We start from the raw sequence: 26,261 nt of genomic DNA on the forward strand, positions 1-26,261 counted from the left end.
AGACTGGAGCCATGACGAAGCGCAGAACACCCTTTTCTCCTGAAGTCCGCGAGCGTGCGGTCCGGATCGTGTTCGACCATCAGGGCGAACACGGCTCGCAGTACGCAGCAATCCGTACGATCGCAGCCAAGTTCGGCTGTTCGGGCGAGACGCTGTGGAACTGGGTAAGCCAAGCCAAGCGGGATCAGGGCCAACAAGTAGGACCAACGACGGACGTGCGCGAGCGGATCAAGGTGCTAGATTGGGAAAACCGCGAGCTCCGGCAGGCCAACGAGATGTCAGGAAGGTGTCCGCGTATTTCGCGATGGCAAAGCTCGACCGCCGGTTCAGGTCATGATCGCGGTTGCTCGACGATCACCGCGAGACCTACACAATCGTCCTTCGACAGGCTCAGGACGGGGCCGATCTGCAGCGTGCTTCCGATAGCCCCGTCGACCTACCACGTCCATGCCGCACAGTGGGCCGATCCAGAGCGGCTGCCGGTTCGGGCCAAGCGCGATGCGGCGCTCATGATCGAGATCCGGCGGGTGTTCGAGGCGAACTTCCATGTCTATGGAGTGGGCAAGGTCTGGCAGCAGCTCGGCCAGATGGGATCGTGGTGGCCCGCTGCGGTCGACCGGCTGATGCGGGTCATGGGGCTGCAGGGCATCGTGTGCGGCAGGAAGGTCCGTACCACCGTTCCCGCTCCAGCCTCGGCCTGTCCGCTTGACCGGGTGAACCATCAGTTCAAGGCGCCGCGTCCGAACGCCTCGTGGGTCAGCGACTTCACCTATGTCGTGCCTTGGGCTGCCTTTGTCGACGTGGCGTTCGTGATCGACGCCGATGCCTGGCGCATCGTCGGCCGGCCGGCGTCGAGGACAGCTAATGCTGCCTTCGTGCTCGATGCCTTGAATCAGACCCTGCACAAGCGCCGGCCCCTCCGGGTCGTGGGCTCGTACACCCTAGTAACAGGGGCTCCCAATACCTCGCCCTGCGCTACACGGAACGGCTGGCGCAGGCGGGCATCGAGCCCTCGGTCGGAAGCGTCGGCGACAGGAACGAAATGCCCTGGCCGAGACGATCATCGGCTTGTTCAAAGCCAAAGTGATCCATCGCCGTGGGCCGGGCGATCCTTCGCGGCCGTCGAGTTCGCCACCCTCGAATGGGTCAATTGATTCAACAATTGCCGCCTGCTCGAACCGATCGGCAACCTGCCTCCGGCCGGGGCCGAGGCGCGACTCTTGAAATCGGGGCTGTTTACCGGGCAGTAGTCCAAAAAAGGGAGAGAGGCTATGAGATAAAGGGGGTGCGACTGAATGAGTATGGAGATCCCGTGGCCATGTCCGCTCAGTGGGCCGCTGTATAGATACTGAGCCGATCCATAGAGATGACGATGCGAACACTAATTTATTTGGAGCCGCTCTGGTTCCGGGGCTCATCTGTATTTCTCAAATGGCATATAGAGTTGCTCGTTCTGCCGATAATTAAAGCTCTTTACGACCAGCATCGCTCTGGGCAGATTTGTATCGTTTCTAACATCATACTATCTTTAGAGGTGCTGTCGATTTTTCGTAAAGCAGGGACTGATTTTGATAAAGTATCGATTTTCACGATTAACAGTACGCACGCACTGGCGGATTGTGAATTTAGGTCAGATGTCTACGCTGCTGATGTGTTTCATCGGCCGAACTCAGGTATTGGCACAATATTCAGCAAACAAATCCGAAATCGCTCGCTGTTCAAACGAATCGCTCAGGCTTTTCACGAATTTCGTCCTGACATCGTCGTGACGACAGCGCAGAACCGCTATGTTCGCCAACTCTGCGACAAAGCCTCGATACCCCTGTTAAGTAGCGAGTTTGGTCCTCTACCGAGGATTCCGTATCCATCGAATCGTTTCCTGTCCCTCGATGGACATATCTCCGATGGACCATTTGGCTCAGCCAGGCATCTTCGTAACGCGCTGAAGGGGAGCGTCACAGGGAATAATGATACCGATCATCTCACATATTTTCTAGAAAAGTACCACGCGACAGTATCGAATCACAATCAATACGATTTGTGCAAAGATTTTATCAAGAGTCTGGCGCAAAATGGAAGAGTTGCCATGCTGGCACTACAGCCGGAAGATTGGTTGACTTGGGAAGGTCCTCTAACTCATACTCAGAGTCCAGCTCATATCGTCTTACGTGCGCTTAGAGAAACATCTGCAGACAAGCTCATCGTAACCTTTCATCCAGATCCGCGTAGCCACATATCCGACGATCTATTTGCGGAGATCTGGCTCTCGAACCCCGCGCTCGTTCGCTTGCCGCGCGCCCTCGCCGTAAACACTTCAGAATTATTCCTTCCTTTCGTCGACGAAGTCATAACTGTCTCATCGAACGTTGCGATGTCGGCATTTCTACTCGGAAAACGTGTCAGAGCGATGGGCAATTCATACGTCAAGACGTTGGACAAGTTGTCAGCTAATCACGGTGGTGAGCTAAAGTTACGAGACAATGTCGCTCAGTACCTGCACGAGGTTTACTGCGTTATGAACGAAGTCTTCATGTCGCCTTCGGATTTACGAACGGTGATTCAAGAGAAAGTAAAGAGCAAGTTTGGATTGCTGAAGCTGTTCGACGCACAACAGACGAGCACGGATCAAGAGATAGTGCGCTCTCAAGACTCTGTAGAATGCATACATTATAAGATCAGGAACTACATTGCAAAATTTACAAATTATTCTAAGACCGATTTATTTGATACATTTGGCCGTCATGCTATCGGATACGCTATCCCGAACGGATCTGTCGGAGCTGAACTGGGCGTTGCACATGCAGTCTTCTCAGATTCACTTCTCATGTCGGAAAATTTCAAAACTCTTTACTCCGTAGATATATGGGGCGATCACCACGACGAGGCTGAGTTCCTCATCGCCCAAGAGCGTCTCTCAAAGCATGGGGAGCGCTCGATCGTGCTCCGGAGATCTTTCGACGAGGCGCTAGACCTCATCCCGGATGGACACCTAGATTTCATTTATATTGATGCTTATGCTCATACGGGTGTGGCGGCTCATATCCTTAAAGCCTGGATGCCAAAGCTGAAGGATGGTGCAGTGGTTGCTGGGCATGATTTCTGTAGATTTAACTGGCCAATAAACTATGATTTACTAATCGATACATTGAGTCAGCTGAAATTTGAAGAAATCAATTTCGTTCCGGGAATTTTCACGAGCAACGCGGACGATATTTTCCCCAGCTTCTTCGCCTCGAAGCGTGCGAATTGATCTTTTTTTATTTCGCTCTAGGATATAAACTGGACCAAGGTGTTGCGGTGCTTGTCGTTTTGTGATTCCAGGTGGCCATTTGCGGTTTGTATGCTACGGTGGTGGACCTGTTCTGGCTATCGGATAAACAGTGCGTGGTGATCGAGCCGTTCATGCCCAGGGACCAGCTCGGACCGGAGCGGAAGGACGACCGGCCGATCATCTCCGGAGTCCTGCACGTTCTCATATCAGGCTGCAGCTGGCGCGATTGCCCGGCCGCCTATGGCCCGCGCACCACGGTCTACAACCGCTGGTCGCGGCGGGGCTTCTGGAAAGCCATGCTGATAGCACTCGGTAGGAGCCTCATTCAGGTCCCTGCGATGACACAGGAAACGAGGGCGACGGCGGCCAGATAGTTGCAGGCCAAGCGGTCGTAGCGGGTCGCCACGCGGCGCCAGTTCTTGAGATGACCAAACAGGCGCTCGATCCGATTGCGCCGCCGGTAGGCGATCCGGCTGTGCTTGTAGGGCACCGTCCGGGTGCCCGTGGACGGGATGGTGGCGATCACCCGGTGGCTTTTCAGCCAGTCCCTCAGGCTCTGCGCATCGTAGGCCTTGTCGGCCATCAGGCGCTTAGGAGGCACCATGGCCCGCACCAGAGGCAGCCTAATGGTGATGTCGGCCACGTTGCCGGGCATCAGGGCGAACGCAACCGGTCGGCCACGACCATCGGCCAAGCAATGGATTTTGCTCGTGAAGCCGCCGCGCGAGCGCCCGATGGCCTGGCTTCAGACCCCCCTTTTCCGCCCGATGCCGAGCGGTGGGCCTTCACGTGCGTGGCCTCGAGCATCAGTTCGTCAGGGACAGGACCTGCGGCAGCGATCCTGGCAAACAGCTGCTGCCAGATCCCGCGCTGCGACCACCTGTTGTAGCGATTGTAGATCGTCGTGTGTGGGCCGTAGGCGGAGGGCGTATCCAGCCAGCGGCAGCCGACCTTCAGGACGTGCAGGATGCCGCTGATCACCCGCCTGTCGTCGACCCGAGGTTTGCCCGGTTGGCCATGCGGCAGGTGCGGCTCGATCTGCGCCCAGGCTTCATCCGAGAGCCAGAACAACTGTGCCATCGCGATCCTCCTGCATTGGAAACCCCAAACTTCGAAAGAAAACGCGAGCGATGGCAAATGGTTGTATGAGTTCCCTACCTAGGTCGCGGACTCATAAAGCTCGCAGCCAGACACGCAGGGCTGCGAGTTTGACGCTGGCCAGGAGGTTGTCGGGGGCCTTGTCGTAGCGGGTGGCGACGGCTCGGAAGTGCTTGATCTTGCTGAAGAAGCGCTCGACCAAGTTGCGGTACTTGTACAGGAACGGGCTGAAGGCCAGCACCTGCTTGCGGTTGGGCATCGGCCTCACGTTCGCCCACGCACCCTGCTCGGCCATCCGGGTGCGTAGCGCGTCACTATCGTAGGCCCGGTCACCCAGCAGGATCTGACCTGGACCCAACCCGCCCAGCATGTCGGCCGCCGCGCGCCCGTCATGCGCTTGGCCTTCCGTGATCTTGAGGGCCACAGGACGGCCCTCGGCATCCACCAGCGCGTGGATCTTGCTCGTCAGGCCGCCGCGCGAGCGACCCATGCTACCGGATCGGCCGTCTTTTTTTGGGCGCAGGCGGCATGCTGGTGCACCCGCACGCTGGTGGCGTCGATCATCTGCAGGTCGCCGTCGTAAGCCTTTGACACCGCATCCAGAAGCCGATCCCAGATGCCGCGCTTGCGCCAGCGCCGGAAGCGGTTGCCGCAGGTCGTATGCGGGCCGTAGCGCGCCGGGATGTCGGCCCAGGGTGCGCCCGTGCGCAGCCGCCAGAAGATGCCGTTGAGCACCCGCCGGTCATCTACCCGCTCCTTGCCGCGCACGTCCGTCGGCAACAGAGGCTCGATCACCGCCCACTCCGCATCCGTCAGGTCAAACGGCGCCATCCAGGCCCCTCCTGCTCAGAGGGCTAACGATGGCGCGGCTCAATCGTGCCAGCCGTTATGGGTTCGCGACCTAGGATTACGAGCGCTACGCCACCACCTTGGCCGCCCTACACATGGTTGCCTTCGTCTGCTTCATGCTCAAACAAGCCGAAAAGCTCATGACAAGTGCATAACACCCTTTGGTTGACCCATCCGAGCCCCCACCGCTGATTGCAGTAGGGAATCAGGATGCCACTCCGCATGGAAGGAGTATTTCGATATGTCCGACGATAACCGTAAAGGAATTGCAGGAGAATCGCATCTTGACCACCGGCCTGATCGCCTATAAGGGCTACTGATAAAAGAGGGTGATCGAATGCTAAGTTCTAATGGATCGATCAACTCGGTCGCAGAGCTGCTTACTGTCAATGGTCGGACCTTCATTCACGCAGCCTATTGGGCGCTGCTTGGACGTGCGCCAGATCCGGATGGCGAGGCTTACTACCTCTCTACGCTTCAATCCGGCACGCACAAGCTGAACATCATCAAGCGGTTGCGCCGATCACCGGAAGGCCGTGTTCTCGAGCCAGCCGTGACTGGGGTGGATCAGGCGATCAGGCGGCATCAGCTCGTTAATCTCCCTCTGATAGGCATCTGTTTCGTTCCTTTTATCAATGCGGAGCGAGATTCGTCCGCGAAGGTCGCCATGCGACGGGTCGAGCAAAACGTTATCGTCGAGATAGCGCGGTCGAATTCGGCGATCGCATCGGGCGAATTGAAGGGAGCGCTGAACTGGATCGACGCTCGGATCGGACACTTGCTCGAACTTTCGATCAATCTTGATGCGCGTGCCAATAACATGAAGGGCCGCGTCGATCGGATCGCCGAACTGCTCGGCTTGGGTCATAATGAGGGATGGAATGATAGCACGCCCGTGTCGACAAGCTCTGGTCCTGCGCAACGAGAGACGAGGCCGATAACGGTGCGCGACCTGCAGGACCGGACAGGAACGGCTTCGGTGGAAGAGGTCTTGCGTCGCATTGAGTTCGAGCTAGCTTAAACAAGGCGTTCTCCGTGAATAGACAGATGCAGCGATCGGATGTGCTCCGACACAAGGGGCGTAGGGTTGGCGTGGTTATCTCCGGCCCGGGTACAGGAGAAACCGGAGGTGCAGAGCGTTTCTATACGGGACTTGCTGATGCTTTCCGACAGATTGGCTGTATCGTCGATCTGATCTCGACGGAAGCTAGCGAACCCGATGTCGAGACGATCCTGGCCAACTACGACAAAGCTGCAGCCAAGGACTTGAGCGTCTACGATTTCGTCATTTCGACGAAAGTTCCCTCCTACGCGGTGCGTCATCCGCGGCACGTGCTCTATCTCGTTCACACAGTTCGCGTCTTCGACGACATGTTTGAGGAGCAGTTTGTGCCCGCGTCGGTCCATGATCGCGCCAATCGGGCGAAGGTCCACAAGAAGGATCTGGCTGCACTCCGGAATCCGAAAGCCATCTTCGCGATCGGGCATGAGGTTGCCGACCGGCTCTACCGATGGCGCGGACTGTCAGCGACTGTGCTACACCCGCCGATGGCAATCGACAGTTTTCATGAAGGCCCGTCTGAAGAGTTCTTCTTCATCCCGGGTCGCCTGCATCCCTGGAAGAGGCTCGACCTGCTCGTCGCGGCGGTGAAATCGTCGCGGCACGATATGCGCCTGAAGATAGCTGGTGTCGGTGAGCAAAAAGAGAAATTGAGGACCCTGATCGGCCAAGACGAGCGCATCGAACTGATGGGGAGTATCAGCGATTCCGAGCTCATCGATCATTACGCGCGCTGTCTCGCGGTTCCGTTCGTCGCGAAGCGCGAAGACTACGGATATGTGACGCTCGAAGCGTTCGCGAGTGGCAAGGCTGTGGTCACTTGCGAAGATTCAGGCGAACCTGCCCGCTTCGTCGTCCACGGCGAAAACGGATTGGTGGTGCCGCCAACCGTCGATGGCGTTCGCGGCGCTCTGGAGCAGCTCTGGCTGGATCGCGCCGGGGCGCAAAAGATGGGCAAGGCGGGTCGAGCGGTCATTGAGAATATGAGCTGGCGCGACACTGCGCTTGTGATTGCCGATGCCGCAGTTTTCGACGACGGCGAACAGCCTGCTGGGTCGATCCCGATCACGGTCACCGACATGCAGCCGATCCATCCGGCAATCGGGGGAGGGCGACTTCGCCTTCTAGGACTCTACCACGGAATGGGGCACGGCATCGCGTGCACCTACGTCGGCACCTATGACTGGCCTGGCGAGCTGTTTCGCGATCACGCCCTCAGTCCCTCGCTGCGCGAAATCGACATTCCGCTCAGTGATGCTCACCATGATGTGGCACGCATCTACAAAGAGAACGCCGGCGGGCTTAATGTCATCGATCTGATGTTCAGTCAGCAGGCGCACCTCTCGCCGGAGTATATAAGGGAGGTCGTCCGCCGAATACGCGAAGCGAGGGTCGTAGTGTTCTCGCATCCCTGGGTGTACCCGCTGGTCGCGTCTCACATCCGCGACAATCAAACGGTCATATACGATTCGCAAAATGTCGAAGGCTATCTGCGAGCGCAGCTGGTCGACCGCAGTAATTCGCTACAATTGGCGGCTCTGCGAAACGTTATCTCGGATGAGCTGGCCTTGGCACAGCGCGCAGATTGGATTTTGGCCTGCTCGCACGAGGACCTAGTCCGCTTCCAATCGCTGTACGGCATCTCGCCGGAGCGGATGCGAATCGTCCCGAACGGCGTGATGGCTTTCGCGACCACTCCAGCTACATCGCAGCGAAAGAAGGAAGTCCGCGAGCGGCTTGGATTGCCGCCCGATGCCTTCATCGGCATTTTTATCGGCAGTCCCTATGGTCCCAACGTCGCCGCCGCCCTGTTTATCGCCGATATCCTGGCGCCCCTCGACCCGATGACAACTTACGTCATTGCGGGAGGCGTGGGTCAGGCCGTTTCCCCGAGGACCACCAATCTTTGCCTCACCGGAGACATCTCGGACGATGAAAAGGTAGACTGGTTCGCCGCCAGCGACTTTGCCATCAATCCGATGACCTCGGGCTCAGGCACGAACATCAAGATGTTCGACTTCATGGCGGCCGGTCTTCCAATCATCACGACCGAAACCGGCGCACGGGGCATTAATGCAGCGGGCGCCGACTTCATGATCACGGTCGAAGCGACGCCGGACGGCATGAAGCGGGCCGTAGGCGAGTTGAAGCAACATCGCAATGCTGCTGCAATGTCGCGTGCTGCTCGCGCCTTTGTCGAGGAAGGCTTTGCCTGGGAGCGGATTTCACATGCTCTTGGAGCGTTTTGTGCGATGCGCCATCGCTCGGCGGGTCAACCCAAGCCGTTCTTCTCGGTCGTCGTACCCAGTTACCAGCGCCATGACCGCCTCACCGAATTGATGACGGCGCTGCAGGGACAGATCGAGCGCGACTTTGAGGTCATTGTGGTGGACCAGTCCGCCGAAAGATGGGCTAAGGCCGATATGAAATTCGGCTTTCCCTTCACCTACTATCACAGCCCGGTGAAAGGCGCGGTGCGGGCGAGAAATACCGGTGCCATGCTGGCCCAGGGCAGGGTCATCGCGTTGGTTGACGATGACTGTGTGCCGGACGCCGAGTGGCTGATCAACGCACGCCTGTGGTTTGCGGACGAAGACGTAGTCGGTGTCGAGGGGCTCATCTATTCTGATCATCTCGATGATCCGGACTGGCGTCCCGTTGTCAACGTCGGGTTCGAGGGGATCGGGTTCATGACCGCTAACCTCATGGTGCGATCGGATTGCTTCCAGTACATTGGGGGCTTCGACCTGCAGTTCGATAAGCCGCACTTCCGGGAAGACACTGACTTTGGCTGGAGGCTTCAAAAGCTTGGTAACGTCCCCTACGCGGCTGATGTCCGTGTCTTCCATCCCGCTCAGCCGCGGAGCATTGAAAGGGAGTCGCTCGCCGCGAGAACGAAGTTTTTTAAGAACGACGCGAAACTTTACATGAAGCACCCTGAGAAATATCGCGAGCTATTTCTCAGGGAATGCCAGTTTGTCAACAATCCATTTTTCATATCAACAGTAATTGAAGGGTTCCATGATCTCGGGTTCGGAGACTCGATTCCGGACTGGATTCTCGAACATCAGTAAACGAATCAATATCACAAATCAAATAGACCAACAGCTATCATCACAGGGAGAAGCGGTCGGGATGTGACCTTGCTCCGTGTTTGCCTCGTTCATAACCAGAGTCTGTTCAGGTTCTGGTCTGTTTGGACCGAGTTGCAGAGGCGTTTGGGGTGAGCCCGCCGAGGCTCGTCTGAAAGGGTGCATATGTTGTCGTCCACTGAACCTAGAATCATCGGCGCGTGGTGCGAAGGATGTCTTTGATCACGGCTTCGGCCGGATTCTGTGCTGGCCCGGACGTCTGTTTTCTCTTCGCTCTTGGGGCTACGACATACCGGACATCCTCCGGTCGTGAAGGCCCTGAATCTGCCTCATGAGCTCGGATGGCGGACAACAAACAATCCGGACTGCCTACGGACGGCGGAGATCCCGCTGGCGGCCGGGGATGTAGGCCGGGCTCGGGCAATCACCGGTTAAGCCCCACAGGTGCCGTAGTCCGAGACTCTGGCCACCGTCCTTGCATATGCTCGGCAGCAATAATCTATCACTTGCATCGATCGCCTCGACCGCGGCCGGGGGGCCTGACCGGCTGGCTTTGGACCGGGCTGATTGAGAGGATCAGTCAGGGCTGGAGGATTCGGAGATGCGGCGAGGTCAGAAGACGAGTGCGGAGCAGGTGTTGCTGAAGCTACGCCAGATCGAGGTGCAGACGGCACAAGGCAAGAGCTTAGCGCTGGCGTGCAAGGAGGCGGAGATCCCTGAGCAGAGCTGATACCGCTGGCGCAAGAAGTACGGCGGCCTCCAGATCGATCAGGGTTGGAAGATGAAGGAATTTGAGCGCGAGACGCGCAGCTGCGGCCGCTCGTGGCCGACCTGTCCCTGGAGAAGTAGGTGCTGCGGACGTCGCCTCGGGAAACTTATAGCCCCCGAGCGACGCCGGCAGGCGGTCGATGGCATTCGGGAGAAGTACGGCCTCTCGGAACGTCATACCTGCCGGATCGTCGGCCAGCATCGGGGCGCGCTACGTTCCGCCCGTGCCGACTGATGAGGATGATCTGGCCAAGGCTATCAGCGCCCTGGCGTCCGAGTCCTGACGCTACGGCCACCGCCGCGTCACCGCGCTGCTGATTGTGCTTTGCGCTGAAGGCGGCCCGGCGCATCAACAGCGTATGTGTGATCGAAGCGCTGGCAGACGCAATGTGCCTGCACGGTATCTCGGAGCACATCCATTGTGACAACAGCCCGGAGATGATCACGAAGGTACTGCGCAAGTGTGTCGCCAAGACCGGCCCAAAAATTCAATATATTGTGTCAGGATATCCGTAGAATAAAGTTTATTTCGAAAATTTTAACGGTAAATCTCGCGATCAGAGCGTGAAGCAGGAAATTTTTTCACTTACTGAAGCGAGCGTAGATCGTGACCGGCTTTTTTGGCAGAACACCTACAACCGCGTCCAACCGCACTCGCCTTTGGGCTACCGGTCACCTCCGCCCGTCACCTACCCAGATCTGGCCTTCCGGCTACCCATGGTCGCCATCATGCAGTAGCCTCTCAACTCGGCTTGGTCCAAAATACCGGTTAGGTCAGGCAATTTGTGTTTGAGGCAGACTGCAGGACCGTGCCAAATGGGAGCGGGCATGTCCGCCGCTACCTTAAGTTGCCATAGTTTGCAAAGTGCACAAATGTCGGAGGGATTGGTTTCATGACAGCAAGCTTAATGGTAAGATTATTTGCTTTTCATTTCTCAGGCGGATTTCACTTGCAGTTTGATAAGCCGCATTCCAGAGGAGAGATGACTTCGGATGGTGATTATAGGAGCTAGGACGAATACCGTTAGGTTCGGATGTTGCGGTGTTCCATCCCGCGCAGCCGCGAGCCATTAATTTTGCGTTTTGTAACAAATTCATGATTTTATAAAAAACATTCGAATGAAATGTGACGAGGAGTATAAACAGTTGTTTTGCCGAAAAGCACACTGCACAGCTCCCAAATACTGCATGAAATTTCCTCGCTGAATTTTCAGAACTCAGAGTTGGAATAAGCCAGATTTTAAATTGGATGCTCAACACCATCGAATTTTATGCAAACGGCAAGCCAAAAGAATAAAAGCGGCGACAATCTTAACGACCTGATCGATACACCTACACGGAGGAGAACCAAATGAAGATTCTGTACTATTCCGTCCATCAAATTCTTGAGTACGATGAAATAAGAATGCTTAAATGGCTCGGTCACGAGGTATTTCCTTTGGGCGTATATTTCAATGATCCAATCCAGCACCATTTTCGGCCCCAACTTGAGCTTGGAGATTGGGTGAGACAGGCTCGTGATGAATTTTCAAAGATGGGCGGCGTATATGTTTATTATGAAACGCCGGCAAAACAGGTAATTCCGCGCGATTTTATACGGCTATTTGACTTAATTATTGTGATGGATGATCCAGATGTTGTTAAAGCGCTTTTTGCAGACTGTGGCGTTCCTGTTGTATTTAGGACTGTAGGTGCTCACGTTGAACAGCGGGCGAAAGCAATTGCTCCGCATTATGCAACCAAAGCCGATTGCTTTGTAGTGCGATATAGTCCTGCAGAAGTTAGAATGAGCAATTACACTGGACACGATTTCGTGATTCGCTTTCCAAAGTTCATCGAGGAGTATGGACCATGTCATGCAGTCGAAAATGCAGTTTTGACTTCGTCAAACGATTTTGAAAAGCGGTTTCCAGCAGAGTATGATTTCTTTCGTGAAGCAACGCAAGGTTTGAGTGTATCTATATCTGGTGCCGGAAACGAAAATATTCAAGGTAGTATCGGAATGATTACGTTGGATGAACAGATAGATTTAATGAAACGATTTAGGGCCTATTTTTATTGTCATAATTCCTTCACGCCGTATACCTTAAATTTTATAGAAGCTTGGCTGAGCGGCATCCCTGTCGTTGCTTTGAATTGTCGGAGTGTCTTTGATCTCGAACTTTGTCGTTTTGCTGAAATACCTGAGTTAATCCAATGGGGAGACAATGGATTTGTCGTAAGTAGCGTCAAAGAGGCTAATACGATTTTATGTGAACTTGTAAATAATGGTTCTTATGCTCGAGAAATCGGCGAGAAGGGGCGGAAAAGAGCTTCTGAGTTGTTCGCTGTTGAAGTCGTTGCGGATGAATGGAAAAAACTGTTCACACGAATCGGAATTGGATAAACAAATTCGAAGAGCGCACTGGCGTCTCAGCTTCCGAGGTGACGAAAGATGCGGCCGCATGAGCGCCCGCGAATTGCTGCACCCATGCCGTAGCGTGAATTTCTGGAGCGCCACGCTTTGGGCGGTGCGTCGTACCGAACCGGCACGGCCTGCCCCTTGGATCGTCCGGCCCATCACTATCGGTCTTGCATGAGCTTGGCGTTACGTCGATGCTGGGGCTGCAGGTCGATTTGCCGGGCGTATCTTGCGCCCATGCGCCTCGACCTGTCGCGCCGGGGAAGGTGAGGTAAACCTTCTCGAGCTGGCCGGCGGCCAGCCCCGGATGCGTAGACCGCCGGTCGGCGTGGGGCTGCACGAGATGCGTGGCGGACGACGCTCTGGCTTCATCGGCGGCGAGTGCGACGCACTCACCCAAGCCGTCATGGACGACGGGCGCGGTAGCCGGCGCCAGTAGAACCGATGGTGTGACCCGGTCCAGCGCTCCGGTGCGGGCGCAGAAGCCGCGCGTGCCTAGATGTGAGCTTTCAGGAGGTTGTCCCTCCGGTCTGAACCGAGGACGCTGGAGTTGCGAAGCTTCAACGATCCCGGAGAGACCGGATGAACATCCACCAGAATGCGCGCTTGACCCCTCGGGTCGAGAGCGGCTGGCCCGGAGCGGCCTCAACCCGAGGGCGGTGGCCGCGACGATGGGCGTGTGCCCCAAGACGGTGCGCAAGTGGGTCGCCCGGTTCGCCGCGGAAGGCGCCGCCGGGCTGCAGGATCGCTCCTCGCGGCCGCACACGCTGCACCGCCCGACCCCGGTCGCGACGCAGGCGACTATCGTGGCCTTGCGTCGGCAGCGCCTGACCGGCGCACAGATCGCCCGTGATCTCGCCGTCTCGCCGGCCACCATCAGTCGGGTGCTGCGCCGGTGCGGCCTGAGCCGCATGCGCGACCTCGAACCGCCCGAACCCGTGCGCCGCTATGAGCGCGACAAGCCGGGCGAACTGATCCACATCGACATCAAGAAACTCGGCCGCTTCGAGCGGGTGGGCCACCGCATCACCGGCGACCGCACCCGGCAGAGTTCAGGCCGCGGCATCGGTTGGGAGTACCTGCACCTGGCCGTCGACGACCACTCGCGCCTGGCCTACTCGGAGATTCTGCCCGACGAGACCCGAGCCTCCTGCCTCGCCTTCCTCTTCAGCGCGCTCCGCTTCTTCCGCCGCCACGGCATCGCGGTCGAGCGTGTGATGACCGACAACGGGCCGGCCTTCAGATCCAGACGCGATGCCAAAGCGTTGCGGCGCCTGACCATCCGCCACGCACGCACCCGGCCCTACACACCCAAGACCAACGGCCAGGCCGAGCGCTTCGTCCAGACGTCCTTGCGCGAATGGGCCTACGCGCGCGCCTACGACACCTCCGAACAGCGCCGCGCGGACCTGCCCGCCTTCCTCTTCCGTTACAACTGGCAGCGCCCGCACGGCGGCATCAACGGCACGACACCCGTCAGCCGCCTCGGCCTGACCGAGGACAACCTGTTGAGGATCAACACCTAGACGCGTCGACACCGACGCATCGAAAGCATCGCATCCGCTTGTTCGCAAACGGTCGCCGACATTGCCTCTGCCGCGCATCAACGTGATCGACGATCTGCCGTACCCCGTTCCGGTCGGCAGAGCGGAACTGGACGTGCTGCAGCGATTTTTAGGCCCTGCACTCGATGCCTTCCTACGCGAGATGAAGCCATGAGTTCCTCTGACTGGGCAGCGCTGACGCTGAGGCAGCAGGGCACCCGCGGTTCGGCGATCATCCATGCCGGTCTGTCGAGATCTGGGCGACGAGACCCCACCTCAGCAAGGCCGATCTTGCACCTGCTACCGATGGGCCGTTGCGGGCCTGCGGCTCGGTCGTGACCTGACCGGTATTTTGGACCTGGCCAAATGAGAGGCCACTGCATGGTGGCAGCCATTGGTAGGCGGAAGGCCAGAACCGGGAAGCTGACGGGCGCGGGCGGCCGGTACGCGAGGGACGAATGCGACCGGACGCGGTTGTAGGTGCTTTGCCAAAAGCCAATCACGATCTGCGCCTCTTTCAGTGAGTTGAAGATCTCTTGGCGCAGGCATTCATCCTGGAGCTTGCCATTGAAGCTCTCACAGTACCCCGTTCTCCCATGGCGATCCTGGCGCGATGTACTGGATCTGCGAGCCAGTCTCGGCGACCCATTTGCGCGACGCCTTCAAGACCATTTCCAAGCCATTGTCGCAGCGGATGTGCTCCGGGATGCCGTGTGAGCACATCGCCTCCGCTAGATGTTTGATCCCAGGGTTTGATGGTGCACTCTTCACGTTGGAGTGGAGAGACGCGCTATGGGCCAAGTTCTTCACGGCAGCGCCACCACGACGGAGGCAGTCCGTCGAGCGATCCAGCATAGTCAAGCGAGCCTGAGAGCGCTCTCGAAGCGCTACGGGATCAACCCGAAGACGGTCGCCAAGTGGAAGAAGCGGATCTCGGTCGCCGACCAGCGCATCGGTCCGAAGGATCCCCGTTCGACGGTGTGGTCACAGGAGGACGAGGCAGTCGTCGTCGCCTTCCGCCGTCATACGCTCCTGCCTTTGGACGACTGCCTCTACGCGCTCCAGGCGACGATCCCGCACCTGACCCGTTCGTCGCTACATCGGTGCCTGCAGCGCCACGGCATCAGCAGACTGCCGGAGGTCGACCGTGACAAGCCCAAGCGGTCACGCTTCAAGACCTACCCGCTCGGCTACTTCCACATCGATCTGGCCGAGGTTCACACAGCCGAAGGGCGACTCTACCTGCTCGTTGCCATCGACCGCACGACCAAATTCGCCTTCGTGGAGCTGCATGAGAAGGCCACGCGGCGGGTCGCAGGCGATCTCCTTCGCCATCTCATTGAGGCCGTGCCTTACAAGGTGCACACGGTGCTCACCGACAACGGCACCCACTTCACCACGCCTGGCCTTCGCCTCGGCCGCTTCCATCATCAAGGAGGCGATTGCAGCCGGGGAGACCTTCCGAGCCCACAGCTTTGAACTTGCCTGCGCCCGCAACGATATCGATCATCGGCTGACCAAACCGCGCCACCCCTGGACGAACGGTCAGGTCGAGCGGATGAACCGCACGATCAAGGACGCGACGGTCAAGCGCTACCATTACGACAGCCACGGGCAACTCCGTGCGCATTTGGCCGATTCGTCAGCGCCTACAACTTCGCACGCCGTCTGAAGATCCTGCGCGGCCTCACGCCCTACGAAGCCATTTGCAAGGCATGGTCCGCTGAGCCCTGCCGTTTCAGGTCAAACCCGCTCCACCAAATGCCGGGACCAAACACAATCCCGGACAGGCGCAGGCCCACCATGAAGGTCGTGGTCTTCCAATGACCGTGCGGGACAGGCGAGCGTAGCCCCTCGCCGCGTGGGGACCGCCCGCGGGTGCGGGCGATATTGGTCGCGGTCCAAGTCTCGTCAAAGAACACGAGGCGAGCAGGATCGAGGTCGGGCTGGCCCTCGAACCAAGCCTCGCGCGCCGCCTTCACTTTCGGGCGGTCCTGCTCCGCGGCGTGGGCTGTCTTTTTTGTAGGTCAGGCCGCGCGCGTCGAGGAAGCTCCGCAGCGAGCCCAGCCCGACCGTGAGAACGCGCTCGTCCCGCAGGCGGGCGCGCATCTCCGCCAGGGTGATGTCGGCCTTCGCGTCGATCAGCGCGCGCAGAAAGGCCTCATGGGGATCGAATTTGGAGCGGCGTGCCCGCCCCTAAGGGCGAGCCGCCACCGTCCCGATCGTCGTGAGCGCGGCCATCCAGCGGATCGCCGTGGCCACACCTACCCCGAAGCGCACAGCCGCCTGTCGACGCGAGGTCGCCTCGGCTGCGTCGACCACGCGTTCGCGCAGGTCCTGGCTGTAGGGGCGGCCCATACTTCCCTCCTCGTCTGGAGCGCGCACTGAAGCAGCACGTGAACCCCGCCCACCCAATCCAGCTCAAACCTAAAACGCTCTAAGAGGGCCGAGGTGAGGAAGCGAGCGTGACGGGTAGGCTGGCGCTACTTCCTAACAAGACATCCCCATCCTACGTGGGGGGATCATCCTCGCGTTCGCACCGCCGTTCGTCCGCTTCTGCTTGCACCATGCCTAGCTTCTGCCGATCGCCGCGCTCTCCTGGGCTGAGGCCAGTGGATACTCGATCCACGTTGAGTACAAACGGTCTCAGGCTCGGTCAAAATCGCGTCGGCGAGCCGGTCAAGAGATCAGATCAAGCTTGGATGCCTCGATCCCGTCGGCGCGGAACGCGTCCGGCAGGGCGGAGAAGTCGCGGTAGCCGGCCGCGCGCGCCATCGCGTCGAGGGCGGTGCGCTCGTCGTCCGCCGAGCCCGTCCAGAGCACCGCGCCGGTCTTCGTCTGCCTGATCTGGAAAATGCTCATCCGCCGCCTCGCGTGAAATCATCCGATCGATGGGCTTCCAACGCGGTGTCAGCCCGGCAGTTGCGTGCCCTGCGCGGCGGGTTAACCCGGCCTTCAGCCGCCGCTCGCTTGATGGAGGGCGAGTGAGGTCCCGATGCGCGCCAACCATCCGCCGGCCGAGGCCGTCTTGCCGCTCCTGCCCGGGGACGCGGCGCTCCGGGACGCGGTGCGGAGCTGGACCATCGCCCTCGCGCAAGAGCGCCGGATGGCGGGGAACACCGTCGAGGCCTACGCGCGCGACCTGCGTCAGTTCCTGACGCATCTGGAGGGGCGGGGTGCCGCTCCGACCATCGCGCGCCTGATCGCCCTCAAGCCCCGCGACATCCGGGCCTTCCTGGCCGCGCGCCGGGCTGAGTCGGTCTCCGGCCGCTCGCTGATGCGCGCGCTCGCGGGCCTGCGCTCCTTCGCCCGGCACCTGGAGCGCGACGGCCACGGCACGGTCGCGGCGCTCGCGGCCGTGCGCGCGCCCAAGGTGGAGCGTCGGCTGCCCCGACCGCTCCCCGTCGCGGCGGCCCGGGCGCTGGTCGATCCGGCCCTGCGGGCCGACGAGGACCGCGAGCCCTGGATCCTCGCGCGCGACGCCGCGGTGCTCGCGCTTCTCTACGGGTCGGGGCTGCGCATCTCGGAGGCGCTCGGCATCCTCCGGCGGGACGCCCCGCTGCCCGGCACCGATGCCCTCACGGTCGCCGGCAAGGGTGGCAAGGTGCGGATGGTGCCGATCCTGCCGGTGGTGGCCGAGGCGGTCGCCGCCTACCTCGCGGCCTGCCCCCACCCGCTGCCGCCGGAGGGCCCGCTCTTCCTGGGCGCCAAGGGCGGCCCTCTCTCCCCCCGGATCATCCAGTACGCCGTCGCCCGCGCCCGCTTCGGCCTCGGCCTGCCCGAGAGCGCGACGCCGCACGCCCTGCGCCACTCCTTCGCCACCCATCTGCTCGCGCGCCAGGGCGAGTTGCGGGCGATCCAGGAACTCCTGGGCCATGCCTCGCTCTCGACGACGCAGCTCTACACCAAGGTCGATGCCGCCCGCCTGATGAGCGCCTTCGAGGCGGCCCATCCCCGCGCCGGCCGCGCCGCCGCGCCGGGCCTGCGGCGGGGAGCCGCGCCGGGGCCAGGCCCCTCTGCCCAGGCGGCTGCACCGGCCTCGGCTCGCGACCGCGCAACCTATACCTCAAGTGACGACGCTGCGCCGAATCAGCAAATGGGCATCTAGTTCCGTTAATGTGATGCTCACCTTTGAGGACCAGAAAATAGGACCAAGAACTGGATCGACGCGCGAGAGGGTTATCACTCGTCGCGCAAGGCCACGGAGCGGCAGGCGCCGGTCCGTGCGGCCTCCCGTGAGGATCGGACGCGAAGCATGCCGGAGAGCCTCGTCGTCGCGCGCGAAGCGAGCGTCGTCATCGCCGACAGCGATGCCGGTCGGCGCACCACGCTCGCCGGCATCGTGCGCCGCTTCGATCCCGCGGCGCGGATCCGCGAGATCGAATCCGGGACCGATCTCATCGACCTCATCCTCGCCAAGCGGCCGACGCTCGGCTTCGTGGGCCTGCAACTCGTCGGCCTCAGCGGGCCCGAGGCCGTGGCGGTCGCGCGCAAGCAGGGCGGCGCCTTCGCGAGCCTCGTGGTGGTGGCGACCCGCGTGGTGCCGCAATGGCAGGAGCTCGCGCAGAATCTCGGCGCCTACGAGGTGCTGAAGACGCCTCTCGATCCCGTCCATATCGAGAGCCTGCTGCACGCCGACGCCCGGCGGCGCCAGCCGACGCGCGTGCTTCTCGCCTCGTCCTCCGAGACCGGCCGCGCCACGATCGGGCGGGTCCTGGCCCGCAGCGGCTTCAACCTCGCGGTGGACGAGACCGATTGCGGCCGTCACGCCCTGAAGCTGCTCAAGATGGAAGAGTACGGGCTCGCCTTCATCGACGCCAAGCTCGGCGGCCTCGACGGGCTCGAACTCGCCTGTCAGGCCCAGCCCCTCGGCCTCGCGACGCGCATCACCCTGATGACCCCGGGCGACCCGGAGCCGCTTGCCCAGGCCGCGCGCTATTTCGGCGTCGACTCGATCCTCAGGATGCCGTTCTACGCCCGCGACATCGACCTCGCGCTCCACCACGCCCTGTCGCTGCGCCGGCCCTACCTGCTGAACGCCGTGACCGCCCCGCCCGCGCCCACCGCACTCCTGCGCATCGCGGACCTCGCGCCCGCCCGTCGCACGGCCTGAGTTGCGGGCGCTGGCCGAAATCCTGCCGGACGGATGCCCCGCACCCCTCCGGCGGGGACGGTTCAGACGTGGATGGCGCGCTTGCCCACCGCGAGGGCGGCTTCCTTGACGGCCTCGGTCAGGGTCGGGTGCGCGTGGCAGGTGCGGGCGATGTCCTCGGCGCTGGCGCCGAACTCCATCGCCACCGCGGCCTCGGCGATCAGGTTGCCGGCATCCGCGCCCACGATGTGCACGCCGAGCACCCGGTCGCTCTGCGCGTCGGCCAGCACCTTCACGAAGCCGTCCGTGGTGCCGTTGGCCTTGGCGCGGCCGTTGGCCGTGAAGGGGAACTTGCCGGCGTTGTAGGCGACCCCGTCCTTCTTCAGCTCCTCCTCGGTCTTGCCGACCGAGGCGACCTCCGGGAAGGTGTAGACGACGTTCGGGATCACCCCGTAATTCACGTGACCGGACTGCCCAGCCAGGATCTCGGCCACCGCCACGCCTTCGTCCTCGGCCTTGTGGGCGAGCATCGGCCCGGCGATCACGTCGCCGATGGCGTAGATGCCGGTGACGTTGGTGGCGAAGTGGCTGTCCGTCTGGATCCGGCCCTTGTTGTCGACCTGGACGCCGACCGTCTCCAGCCCCAGCCCCTCGGTGTAGGGCACCCGGCCGATGGCCACGAGCACCACGTCGGCCGAGAGGGTCTCGGCGGCGCCGCCCGCGGCCGGCTCGACGGTGACGGAGGCGCCGCCCTTCTTGCCCGTCGCGACGCCCGTGACCTTGGTCGAGAGCCGGAAGGCGATGCCCTGCTTGGTCAGGATGCGCTGGAACTGCTTGGCCGTCTCGCCGTCCATGCCGGGCAGGATCCGGTCGAGATATTCCACCACGGTCACCTCGGCGCCGAGCCGCCGCCAGACGGAGCCGAGCTCGAGGCCGATCACCCCCGCGCCGATGACGAGAAGCTTGCCCGGCACCCGCTCGAGCTCGAGCGCGCCGGTCGAGGAGACCACGGTCTTCTCGTCGATCGCGACGCCGGGCAGCCGGGTGACGTCCGAGCCCGTGGCGATGACGATGTTCTTGGTCTCCAGCAACCGGTTGCCGCCATCTTCGGCGATGACCTCGACGCGGCCCGCGCCGGCGATGCGGCCCGTGCCGTGGAAGGTCTCGACCTTGTTCTTCTTGAGCAGGAACTCGACGCCCTTGGTGTTGCCCGCGACACCCTCGGCCTTGAAGCCCATCATCTTCTTCAGGTCGAGCTTCACCCCGCCGACCTCGATGCCGAGATCGGCGAAATGCGTGTTGGCCTCCTCGAAGGCCTCCGAGGCGTGCAGCAGGGCCTTCGACGGGATGCAGCCGACGTTGAGGCAGGTGCCCCCGTGCGTCGCCCGCTTCTCCACCACGGCGGTGCGCAGGCCGAGCTGGGCCGCCCGGATGGCGCAGACATAGCCGCCGGGGCCGGTGCCGATGACGACGAGATCGTAGCTGCTCATAGTCCGTCCGTTCCTCAGGTTCAGAGATCGGGGGCCGGCGGGATCCGTGCGCCGGATCCCGGTGCTCAGCGGCCGCCCGTGACGTCGACGATGGCCCCGGTCATGTAGGCCGCCTCCTCGGAGAGCAGCCAGACGATGGGCCCGGCGATCTCCTCGGCGGTGCCGGCCCGCTTCATGGGGATCAGGTGCGCCAGCGCCCGCGCGCGGTCCGGCGCGCCGCCGCTGGCGTGGATCTCGGTGTCGATGATGCCGGGCGCCACCGCGTTGACGCGGATGCCCTCCTCGGCGACCTCGCGGGCGAGGCCGATGGTGAAGCTGTCGATCGCCCCCTTCGAGGCGGCGTAGTCGACGTACTGCCCCGCGCCCCCGAGCTTGGCCGCCACCGAGGACAGGTTGACGATCGCCCCGCCGCGTCCGCCGTGCCGCGTCGACATCCGCCGCACCGCCTCGCGGGCGCAGAGCAGGCTGCCGACGACGTTCGTGGTCATCATCCGGTGCAGGCGCTCCGCCCCCATCGCCTCGACGCGCGCGGCGACGTCGACCACACCCGCGTTGTTGACGAGGGCCGCGACGGTGCCGAGCCGGTCGGCTGCGGCGAAGAGGGCGAGCACGTCGGCCTCGACGCCGACATCGCCCTGCACCGCGACGGCCCGCCCGCCCGCGGCCTCGATCGTGGCGACGACCCGCCGGGCGGCGTCCGCGTCCGAGACGTAGCTCAGGCAGACGCGATAGCCCGCCCGCGCCGCGCGGATCGCAACGGCGCGGCCGATGCCGCGGCCGCCGCCCGTGACGACCGCGACCCTGTCGGCGATCTCCGGCATGGGGACCTCAGAGATCCAGCACGATCCGGGCCGGGTCCTCCAGGGCCTCCTTCACGCGCACCAGGAAGGTCACCGCCTCCTTCCCGTCGACGATGCGGTGATCGTAGGAGAGCGCGAGGTACATCATCGGCCGCGCCTCGATCTTGCCGCCGCGCACGACCGGCCGCTCCTCGATGCGGTGCATGCCGAGGATGCCCGATTGCGGCGCGTTGAGGATCGGCGTCGACATCAGCGAGCCGTAGATGCCGCCGTTGGTGATGGTGAAGGTGCCGCCCTGCATCTCCTCGATGGAGAGCTTGCCGTCGCGGGCCTTCTTGCCGAAGCCGCTGATCGTCTTCTCGATGCCGGCGATCGAGAGGTCGTCGGCGTTGCGCACCACCGGGACGACGAGGCCCTTGTCGGTGCCGACGGCGATGCCGATGTGGTAGTAGTTCTTGTAGACGAGGTCCTGCCCGTCGATCTCGGCGTTGACCGCCGGCACGTCCTTGAGGGCGCCGATCACCGCCTTGGTGAAGAAGCCCATGAAGCCGAGCTTCGTGCCGTGCTTCTTCTCGAAGATATCCTTGTACTGGGCGCGCATCGCCATCACGGCCGACATGTCGACGTCGTTGAACGTCGTCAGCATCGCGGCGGTGTCCTGCGCGTCCTTGAGGCGGCGCGCGATGGTCTGGCGCAGCTTCGTCATGCGCACGCGCTCCTCGCGCGAGGCGTCGTCGGGCGCCGACGGAGCGCGGGGCAGCGTCGGGCGCGCCTCGCGGGCGGGGGCGGCGGGGGCGGGTGCCTTCGTCTCCGGGCCCTTCGTCTCCGGTCCCTTGGCGATGGCGCCCAGCATGTCGCCCTTGGTGACGCGCCCGTCCTTGCCGCTGCCGTTCACGCCCGAGGGATCGACGCCGGATTCGCGGGCGAGCTTGGCCACCGCCGGGCCGTTGTCGCCGGCCGGGCGGTTCCCCTGCGGCGCGCCCTCGCCGTGGTTGCCGTAGCCGGCCGAGGATTCCCGGGCCGGCGCCTCGGCGCTCCTGCTCTCCGACTTGGTCTCGGCCTGCTTGGGCGCGGCCGGCTTCGTCTCGGCCTTCGACTCAGCCTTGGCCCCGCCCGCGCCCGCCTCGACGATCGAGCCGAGCAGGGCGCCGGGCTCCACCGTCTCGCCGTCCTTCACAAGGATCTCGCCGAGCTGGCCCGCCGCCGGGGCATTGACCTCCAGCGTCACCTTGTCGGTCTCGAGCTCCACCAGGGGCTCGTCGGCGGCGACCGTGTCGCCGGGCTTCTTGAACCAGCGGCCGATCGTGGCCTCGCTCACGGATTCGCCGAGGGTCGGGACGAGGATGTCGGTTGCCATGCTCTCTCTGCCCCGCGCGGGGCCTCCTCTGGTAGTGCGTGTGGCGGTCCCACGGGCGGCTCGCGCCGCTAGCGCTCTCGCAGGATCAGGGACGGAACGGGCGACAGGGCGTAGGCGAAACCGGCCTGCGCCCGGATGACGGGATCGGCCGCGCCGAGAGCCTCGGCCACCGCCGCGTCCTCCGCCTCGACCAGGGCGAGGCCCCAGGTGGAGTCCGGCTCGAAGACCGGGCCGACGGCGATGGCCTTCCCCGCCTCCGCCCGCGCCAGCCAATAGGCCGCGTGCTCGGAGAACAGCGCCCGCTCGGCCTCCGACGCGTCGGCCGGGAAGGTCGGACGCGGCGGGGTCAGGCGGAGGAGGAAGTAGGCCATCGCCGCGTCAGACCGCGAGCGCTTCGTTGAGGAAGGCCTGGAGCTGCGCCTGATGCTTCGACATCAGGCCGACCGCGGTGGAGGCCGAGGCCGGGCGCCCGACGTAGCGGGGCCGCTTCACCGCCGCGTTCGCCTGGCCCAGCACCCATTCGAGGTAGGGCTCGACGAAGGACCACGCGCCCATGTTCTTGGGCTCCTCCTGGCACCAGATCACCTCCGCGTTGCGGAAGCGCGCCATCTCGGTGGCGAGCGCCTTGAGGGGGAACGGATAGAGCTGCTCGACGCGCAGCAGGTAGACGTCGCTGACGCCCCGCTTCTCGCGCTCCTCCAGGAGGTCGTAATAGACCTTGCCCGAGCAGAGCACGACGCGGCGGACCTTGTCGTCGCGCACCAGCTTGATGCCGCCGTCCTCGCGCTCGGCATCGTCCCAGAGGATGCGGTGGAAGGTCGAGCCCTCCGCCAGCATGTCCAGGTTCGAGACCGCCCGCTTGTGGCGCAGCAGCGATTTCGGGGTCATCAGCACGAGGGGCTTGCGGAAGTCGCGCTTCAGCTGGCGCCGCAGGATGTGGAAGTAGTTCGCCGGCGTCGTGCAGTTGGCGACCTGCATGTTGTCCTCGGCGCAGCTCTGCAGGTAGCGCTCGAGGCGGGCGGAGGAGTGCTCCGGGCCCTGGCCCTCGTAGCCGTGCGGCAGCAGCATCACGAGGCCGGACATGCGCAGCCACTTGCGCTCACCGCTCGCGATGAACTGGTCGATCACCACCTGCGCGCCGTTGGCAAAGTCGCCGAACTGCGCCTCCCACAGCACCAGGGCGTTCGGCTCGGCCAGCGAGTAGCCGTACTCGAAGCCGAGCACCGCCTCCTCGGAGAGCATCGAGTTGATGACCTCGAGCGGCGCCTGCCCCTCGCGGATCGCGTTCAGCGGCGTGAAGCGCTGCTCGTTCTCCTGGTCGATCACCACGGCGTGGCGCTGCGAGAAGGTGCCGCGCTCCACGTCCTGGCCCGAGAGCCGGACGCGGTTGCCGTCGAGCAGGATCGAGCCGAAGGCCAGGGCCTCCGCGGTCGCCCAGTCGATGCCGATGCCGGTCTCGACCGCCTTGGCGCGGTTGTCGAGGAAGCGCTGGATCGTGCGGTGCAGGTGGAAGCCCGGGGGCACCTGGGTGATCTTCTGGGCGATCTCGCGCAGGGTCTCGGCCGGCACGCCGGTGCGGCCGCGGCGGGGATCGTCCACGTCCTCGTGCACCGCCTTGAAGCCGGACCAGCGCCCGTCGAGCCAGTCGGCCTTGTTGGCCTTGTAATTGCTCCCGAGGTCGAGCTCGTTGTCGAGCATCGCCCGGAACTCGGCCTTGCGGGCGTCGAGGGCCTCCTGGGTCAGGGTGCCGTTCTCGACGAGCTTGCGGCCGTAGCTCTCCAGCGCCGTCGGGTGCTTGCGGATGCGCTGGTACATCTTCGGCTGGGTGAAGGCCGGCTCGTCGCCCTCGTTGTGGCCGAAGCGGCGGTAGCACAGCATGTCGACCACGACGGGCTTGCCGAACTTCTGCCGGTACTCGGTGGCGATCTTGGCCGCGAAGGTCACCGCCTCCGGGTCGTCGCCGTTGCAGTGGAAGATCGGCGCCTCGACCATCTTGGCGACGTCGGACGGGTAGGGCGAGGAGCGCGAGAAGCGCGGATCGGTGGTGAAGCCGATCTGGTTGTTGATGATGAAGTGGACCGAGCCGCCGGTCCGGTGACCCTTCAGGCCCGAGAGGCCGAGGCACTCGGCCACCACGCCCTGGCCGGCGAAGGCCGCGTCGCCGTGGATCAGCAGCGGCAGCACGCTCTTGCGCTCGACGTTGGGCTTGGCCCACTGGTCCTGCTTGGCCCGCACCTTGCCCAGCACCACCGGATCGACGATCTCGAGGTGGGAGGGGTTGGCGGTGAGCGAGAGGTGGACGTTGTTGCCGTCGAAGGCGCGGTCCGAGGAGGCGCCCAGGTGGTACTTCACGTCGCCCGAGCCCTCGACCTCGGCGGGCGAGGCCGAGCCGCCCTTGAACTCGTTGAACACCGCCCGGAAGGGCTTGGCCATCACGTTGGTCAGCACGTTGAGCCGGCCGCGATGGGCCATGCCGAGCACGATCTCGCGCACGCCCAGCGCGCCGCCGCGCTTGATGATCTGCTCGAGCGCCGGGATCATCGATTCCGAGCCGTCGAGGCCGAAGCGCTTGGTGCCGGTGTACTTGAGGTCGAGGAACTTCTCGAAGCCCTCGGCCTCGATCAGCTTGTTCAGGATCGCGCGGCGCCCTTCCGGCGTGAACGAGATCTCCTTGTCCTTGCCCTCGATGCGCTCCTGGATCCAGGCCTTCTCGGCCGGATCCGAGATGTGCATGAACTCGACGCCGAGCGTCTGGCAGTAGGTCCGCTCCAGGATGTCGACGATCTCCCGGATCGTGCCGAATTCCAGGCCCAGGACGTTGTCGAGGAAGATCGGGCGGTCCCAGTCGCTCTCCTGGAAGCCGTAATGCTGCGGATGCAACTCCTCATGGTCGCCGCGGGGGGCGAGGCCGAGGGGATCGAGCTTGGCGTGCAGGTGGCCGCGCATGCGGTAGGCGCGGATCAGCATGATCGCGCGGACGGAGTCCTTCGTCGCCTGTTCCACCGAGACGCCGGTGCGGGCGACCACCGCCGCGCCGTCGGCGGGCTTGCCGGGCTTCTGGTCCTTGGCCAGGATCTTGTCGCCGAGGCCCTTCTCTAGGGCCGGCCAGTTGCCATCGAGCGCCGAGACGATCTCGCCGTTCAGCGGCACCGGCCAGTTCGGCTTCTGCCACGAGGCGCCCGCGGCGTTCTTCTCCACCAGGGTCTCGTCCTCGCCGAGCGCCTTGAAGAAGTTCTGCCACTCGGGATCGACCGAGGCCGGGTTGCGGGCGTAGGCCGCCTGCAGGGCCTCGATGTAGTCGGCGTTGCCGCCGTAGAGGAACGAGGTTTCGAGGAGCGCTTCGTTCAGGTCCTGGCGTGCCATGGTCCGTTCATCCTGTCGCTCGGGCGAGCGGCCCTCCAGCGGAGCCGATCGCCGATCAGCGCGGGCGCCCCACGGG

The 26,261-nt window shown here is 62.8% G+C and carries 14 protein-coding genes and 8 pseudogenes; 12 read left to right on the plus strand and 10 right to left on the minus strand.

Annotation, left to right across the window (positions count from 1 at the left end):
* Positions 1-11 precede the first annotated feature (11 nt).
* From ACS5RC_RS00430 to ACS5RC_RS00440, 3 genes and pseudogenes are all read left to right on the plus strand, one after another.
* A pseudogene (locus tag ACS5RC_RS00430) lies at positions 12-1,250 on the plus strand (IS3 family transposase).
* A gap of 116 nt (positions 1,251-1,366) precedes the next feature.
* Positions 1,367-3,250, plus strand: coding sequence for a class I SAM-dependent methyltransferase (locus tag ACS5RC_RS00435; RefSeq protein WP_478341860.1), 1,884 nt, complete (start codon positions 1,367-1,369; stop codon positions 3,248-3,250).
* A gap of 98 nt (positions 3,251-3,348) precedes the next feature.
* Positions 3,349-3,591: pseudogene (locus ACS5RC_RS00440) on the plus strand (transposase); the annotation flags it as partial.
* Positions 3,592-3,596: 5 nt separating this feature from the next.
* On the opposite strand, the gene ACS5RC_RS00445 reads toward ACS5RC_RS00440, so the two are convergent.
* Together ACS5RC_RS00445 and ACS5RC_RS00450 are read right to left on the minus strand one after the other, a co-directional pair.
* Positions 3,597-4,351 (minus strand): IS5 family transposase gene (locus ACS5RC_RS00445; RefSeq protein WP_478341861.1). Its coding sequence is split into 2 segments (ribosomal slippage): positions 3,597-4,018 and positions 4,018-4,351, totalling 756 coding nucleotides; the frame shifts between segments, so codons are not numbered across the junction.
* Between the two features lie 91 nt (positions 4,352-4,442).
* Positions 4,443-5,200, minus strand: a protein-coding gene (locus ACS5RC_RS00450) for an IS5 family transposase (protein ID WP_478341862.1) whose coding sequence is annotated in 2 segments (ribosomal slippage) — positions 4,443-4,876 and positions 4,876-5,200 — 759 coding nt in all. Because the reading frame shifts where the segments join, the coding sequence is not laid out codon by codon here.
* A 74-nt stretch (positions 5,201-5,274) separates the two neighbouring features.
* On the opposite strand from ACS5RC_RS00450, the pseudogene ACS5RC_RS00455 reads away from it, so the two are divergent.
* From ACS5RC_RS00455 to ACS5RC_RS00480, 6 genes and pseudogenes are all read left to right on the plus strand, one after another.
* Positions 5,275-5,373: pseudogene (locus ACS5RC_RS00455) on the plus strand (IS5/IS1182 family transposase); the annotation flags it as partial.
* Between the two features lie 182 nt (positions 5,374-5,555).
* Positions 5,556-6,239 (plus strand): DUF4214 domain-containing protein, encoded by a 684-nt coding sequence (locus tag ACS5RC_RS00460; RefSeq protein WP_478341863.1) that lies wholly within the window; start codon positions 5,556-5,558, stop codon positions 6,237-6,239.
* A 26-nt stretch (positions 6,240-6,265) separates the two neighbouring features.
* Positions 6,266-9,352 (plus strand): glycosyltransferase, encoded by a 3,087-nt coding sequence (locus tag ACS5RC_RS00465; protein WP_478341864.1) that lies wholly within the window; start codon positions 6,266-6,268, stop codon positions 9,350-9,352.
* Between the two features lie 619 nt (positions 9,353-9,971).
* Positions 9,972-10,876: pseudogene (locus ACS5RC_RS00470) on the plus strand (integrase core domain-containing protein).
* Positions 10,877-11,489: 613 nt separating this feature from the next.
* Positions 11,490-12,524: a glycosyltransferase gene (locus ACS5RC_RS00475; RefSeq protein ID WP_478341865.1), complete on the plus strand. Its 1,035-nt coding sequence runs from the start codon at positions 11,490-11,492 to the stop codon at positions 12,522-12,524.
* Between the two features lie 597 nt (positions 12,525-13,121).
* Positions 13,122-14,065 (plus strand): annotated as a pseudogene (locus ACS5RC_RS00480) (IS481 family transposase).
* Between the two features lie 395 nt (positions 14,066-14,460).
* Here ACS5RC_RS00480 and ACS5RC_RS00485 read toward each other — a convergent pair.
* A pseudogene (locus tag ACS5RC_RS00485) lies at positions 14,461-14,827 on the minus strand (integrase core domain-containing protein); the annotation flags it as partial.
* A 48-nt stretch (positions 14,828-14,875) separates the two neighbouring features.
* Here ACS5RC_RS00485 and ACS5RC_RS00490 point away from each other — a divergent pair.
* Positions 14,876-15,910, plus strand: a pseudogene (locus ACS5RC_RS00490) (IS481 family transposase).
* On the opposite strand, the pseudogene ACS5RC_RS00495 reads toward ACS5RC_RS00490, so the two are convergent.
* Both ACS5RC_RS00495 and ACS5RC_RS00500 read right to left on the minus strand, forming a co-directional pair.
* A pseudogene (locus ACS5RC_RS00495) lies at positions 15,862-16,441 on the minus strand (transposase); the annotation flags it as partial. The pseudogenes ACS5RC_RS00490 and ACS5RC_RS00495 overlap by 49 nt on opposite strands.
* 321 nt (positions 16,442-16,762) lie before the next feature.
* Entirely contained in the window at positions 16,763-16,945 is a 183-nt protein-coding gene (locus ACS5RC_RS00500) for a hypothetical protein (RefSeq protein WP_478341866.1), read from the minus strand.
* A 133-nt stretch (positions 16,946-17,078) separates the two neighbouring features.
* Between ACS5RC_RS00500 and ACS5RC_RS00505 the strand changes: the two genes are divergently transcribed.
* Together ACS5RC_RS00505 and ACS5RC_RS00510 are read left to right on the plus strand one after the other, a co-directional pair.
* A complete protein-coding gene (locus ACS5RC_RS00505) occupies positions 17,079-18,191 on the plus strand; it encodes a tyrosine recombinase XerC (RefSeq protein WP_478341867.1) in 1,113 nt (370 codons plus the stop codon).
* Between the two features lie 147 nt (positions 18,192-18,338).
* Positions 18,339-19,196 (plus strand): response regulator, encoded by an 858-nt coding sequence (locus tag ACS5RC_RS00510; RefSeq protein ID WP_478341868.1) that lies wholly within the window; start codon positions 18,339-18,341, stop codon positions 19,194-19,196.
* A gap of 62 nt (positions 19,197-19,258) precedes the next feature.
* Here the strand turns inward: ACS5RC_RS00510 and lpdA are convergent, their stop codons facing one another.
* The 5 genes from lpdA to ACS5RC_RS00535 form a co-directional block, all read right to left on the minus strand.
* On the minus strand, positions 19,259-20,665 hold the full coding sequence (gene lpdA, locus ACS5RC_RS00515) for a dihydrolipoyl dehydrogenase (protein ID WP_478341869.1): 1,407 nt from the start codon (positions 20,663-20,665) through the stop codon (positions 19,259-19,261).
* Between the two features lie 65 nt (positions 20,666-20,730).
* Complete coding sequence (locus tag ACS5RC_RS00520; RefSeq protein ID WP_478342633.1) at positions 20,731-21,477, minus strand: SDR family oxidoreductase; 747 nt, start codon at positions 21,475-21,477, stop codon at positions 20,731-20,733.
* A 16-nt stretch (positions 21,478-21,493) separates the two neighbouring features.
* A complete protein-coding gene (gene odhB / locus ACS5RC_RS00525; protein WP_478341870.1) occupies positions 21,494-22,822 on the minus strand; it encodes a 2-oxoglutarate dehydrogenase complex dihydrolipoyllysine-residue succinyltransferase in 1,329 nt (442 codons plus the stop codon).
* A gap of 68 nt (positions 22,823-22,890) precedes the next feature.
* A complete protein-coding gene (locus ACS5RC_RS00530) occupies positions 22,891-23,193 on the minus strand; it encodes a YciI family protein (protein WP_478341871.1) in 303 nt (100 codons plus the stop codon).
* Between the two features lie 7 nt (positions 23,194-23,200).
* Positions 23,201-26,185 carry a 2-oxoglutarate dehydrogenase E1 component gene (locus ACS5RC_RS00535; protein WP_478341872.1) on the minus strand — a complete coding sequence of 995 codons (2,985 nt, stop codon included), beginning with the start codon at positions 26,183-26,185 and terminating at the stop codon, positions 23,201-23,203.
* Positions 26,186-26,261 lie beyond the last annotated feature (76 nt).

Source organism: Methylobacterium sp. HJ2 (genome assembly GCF_056431005.1).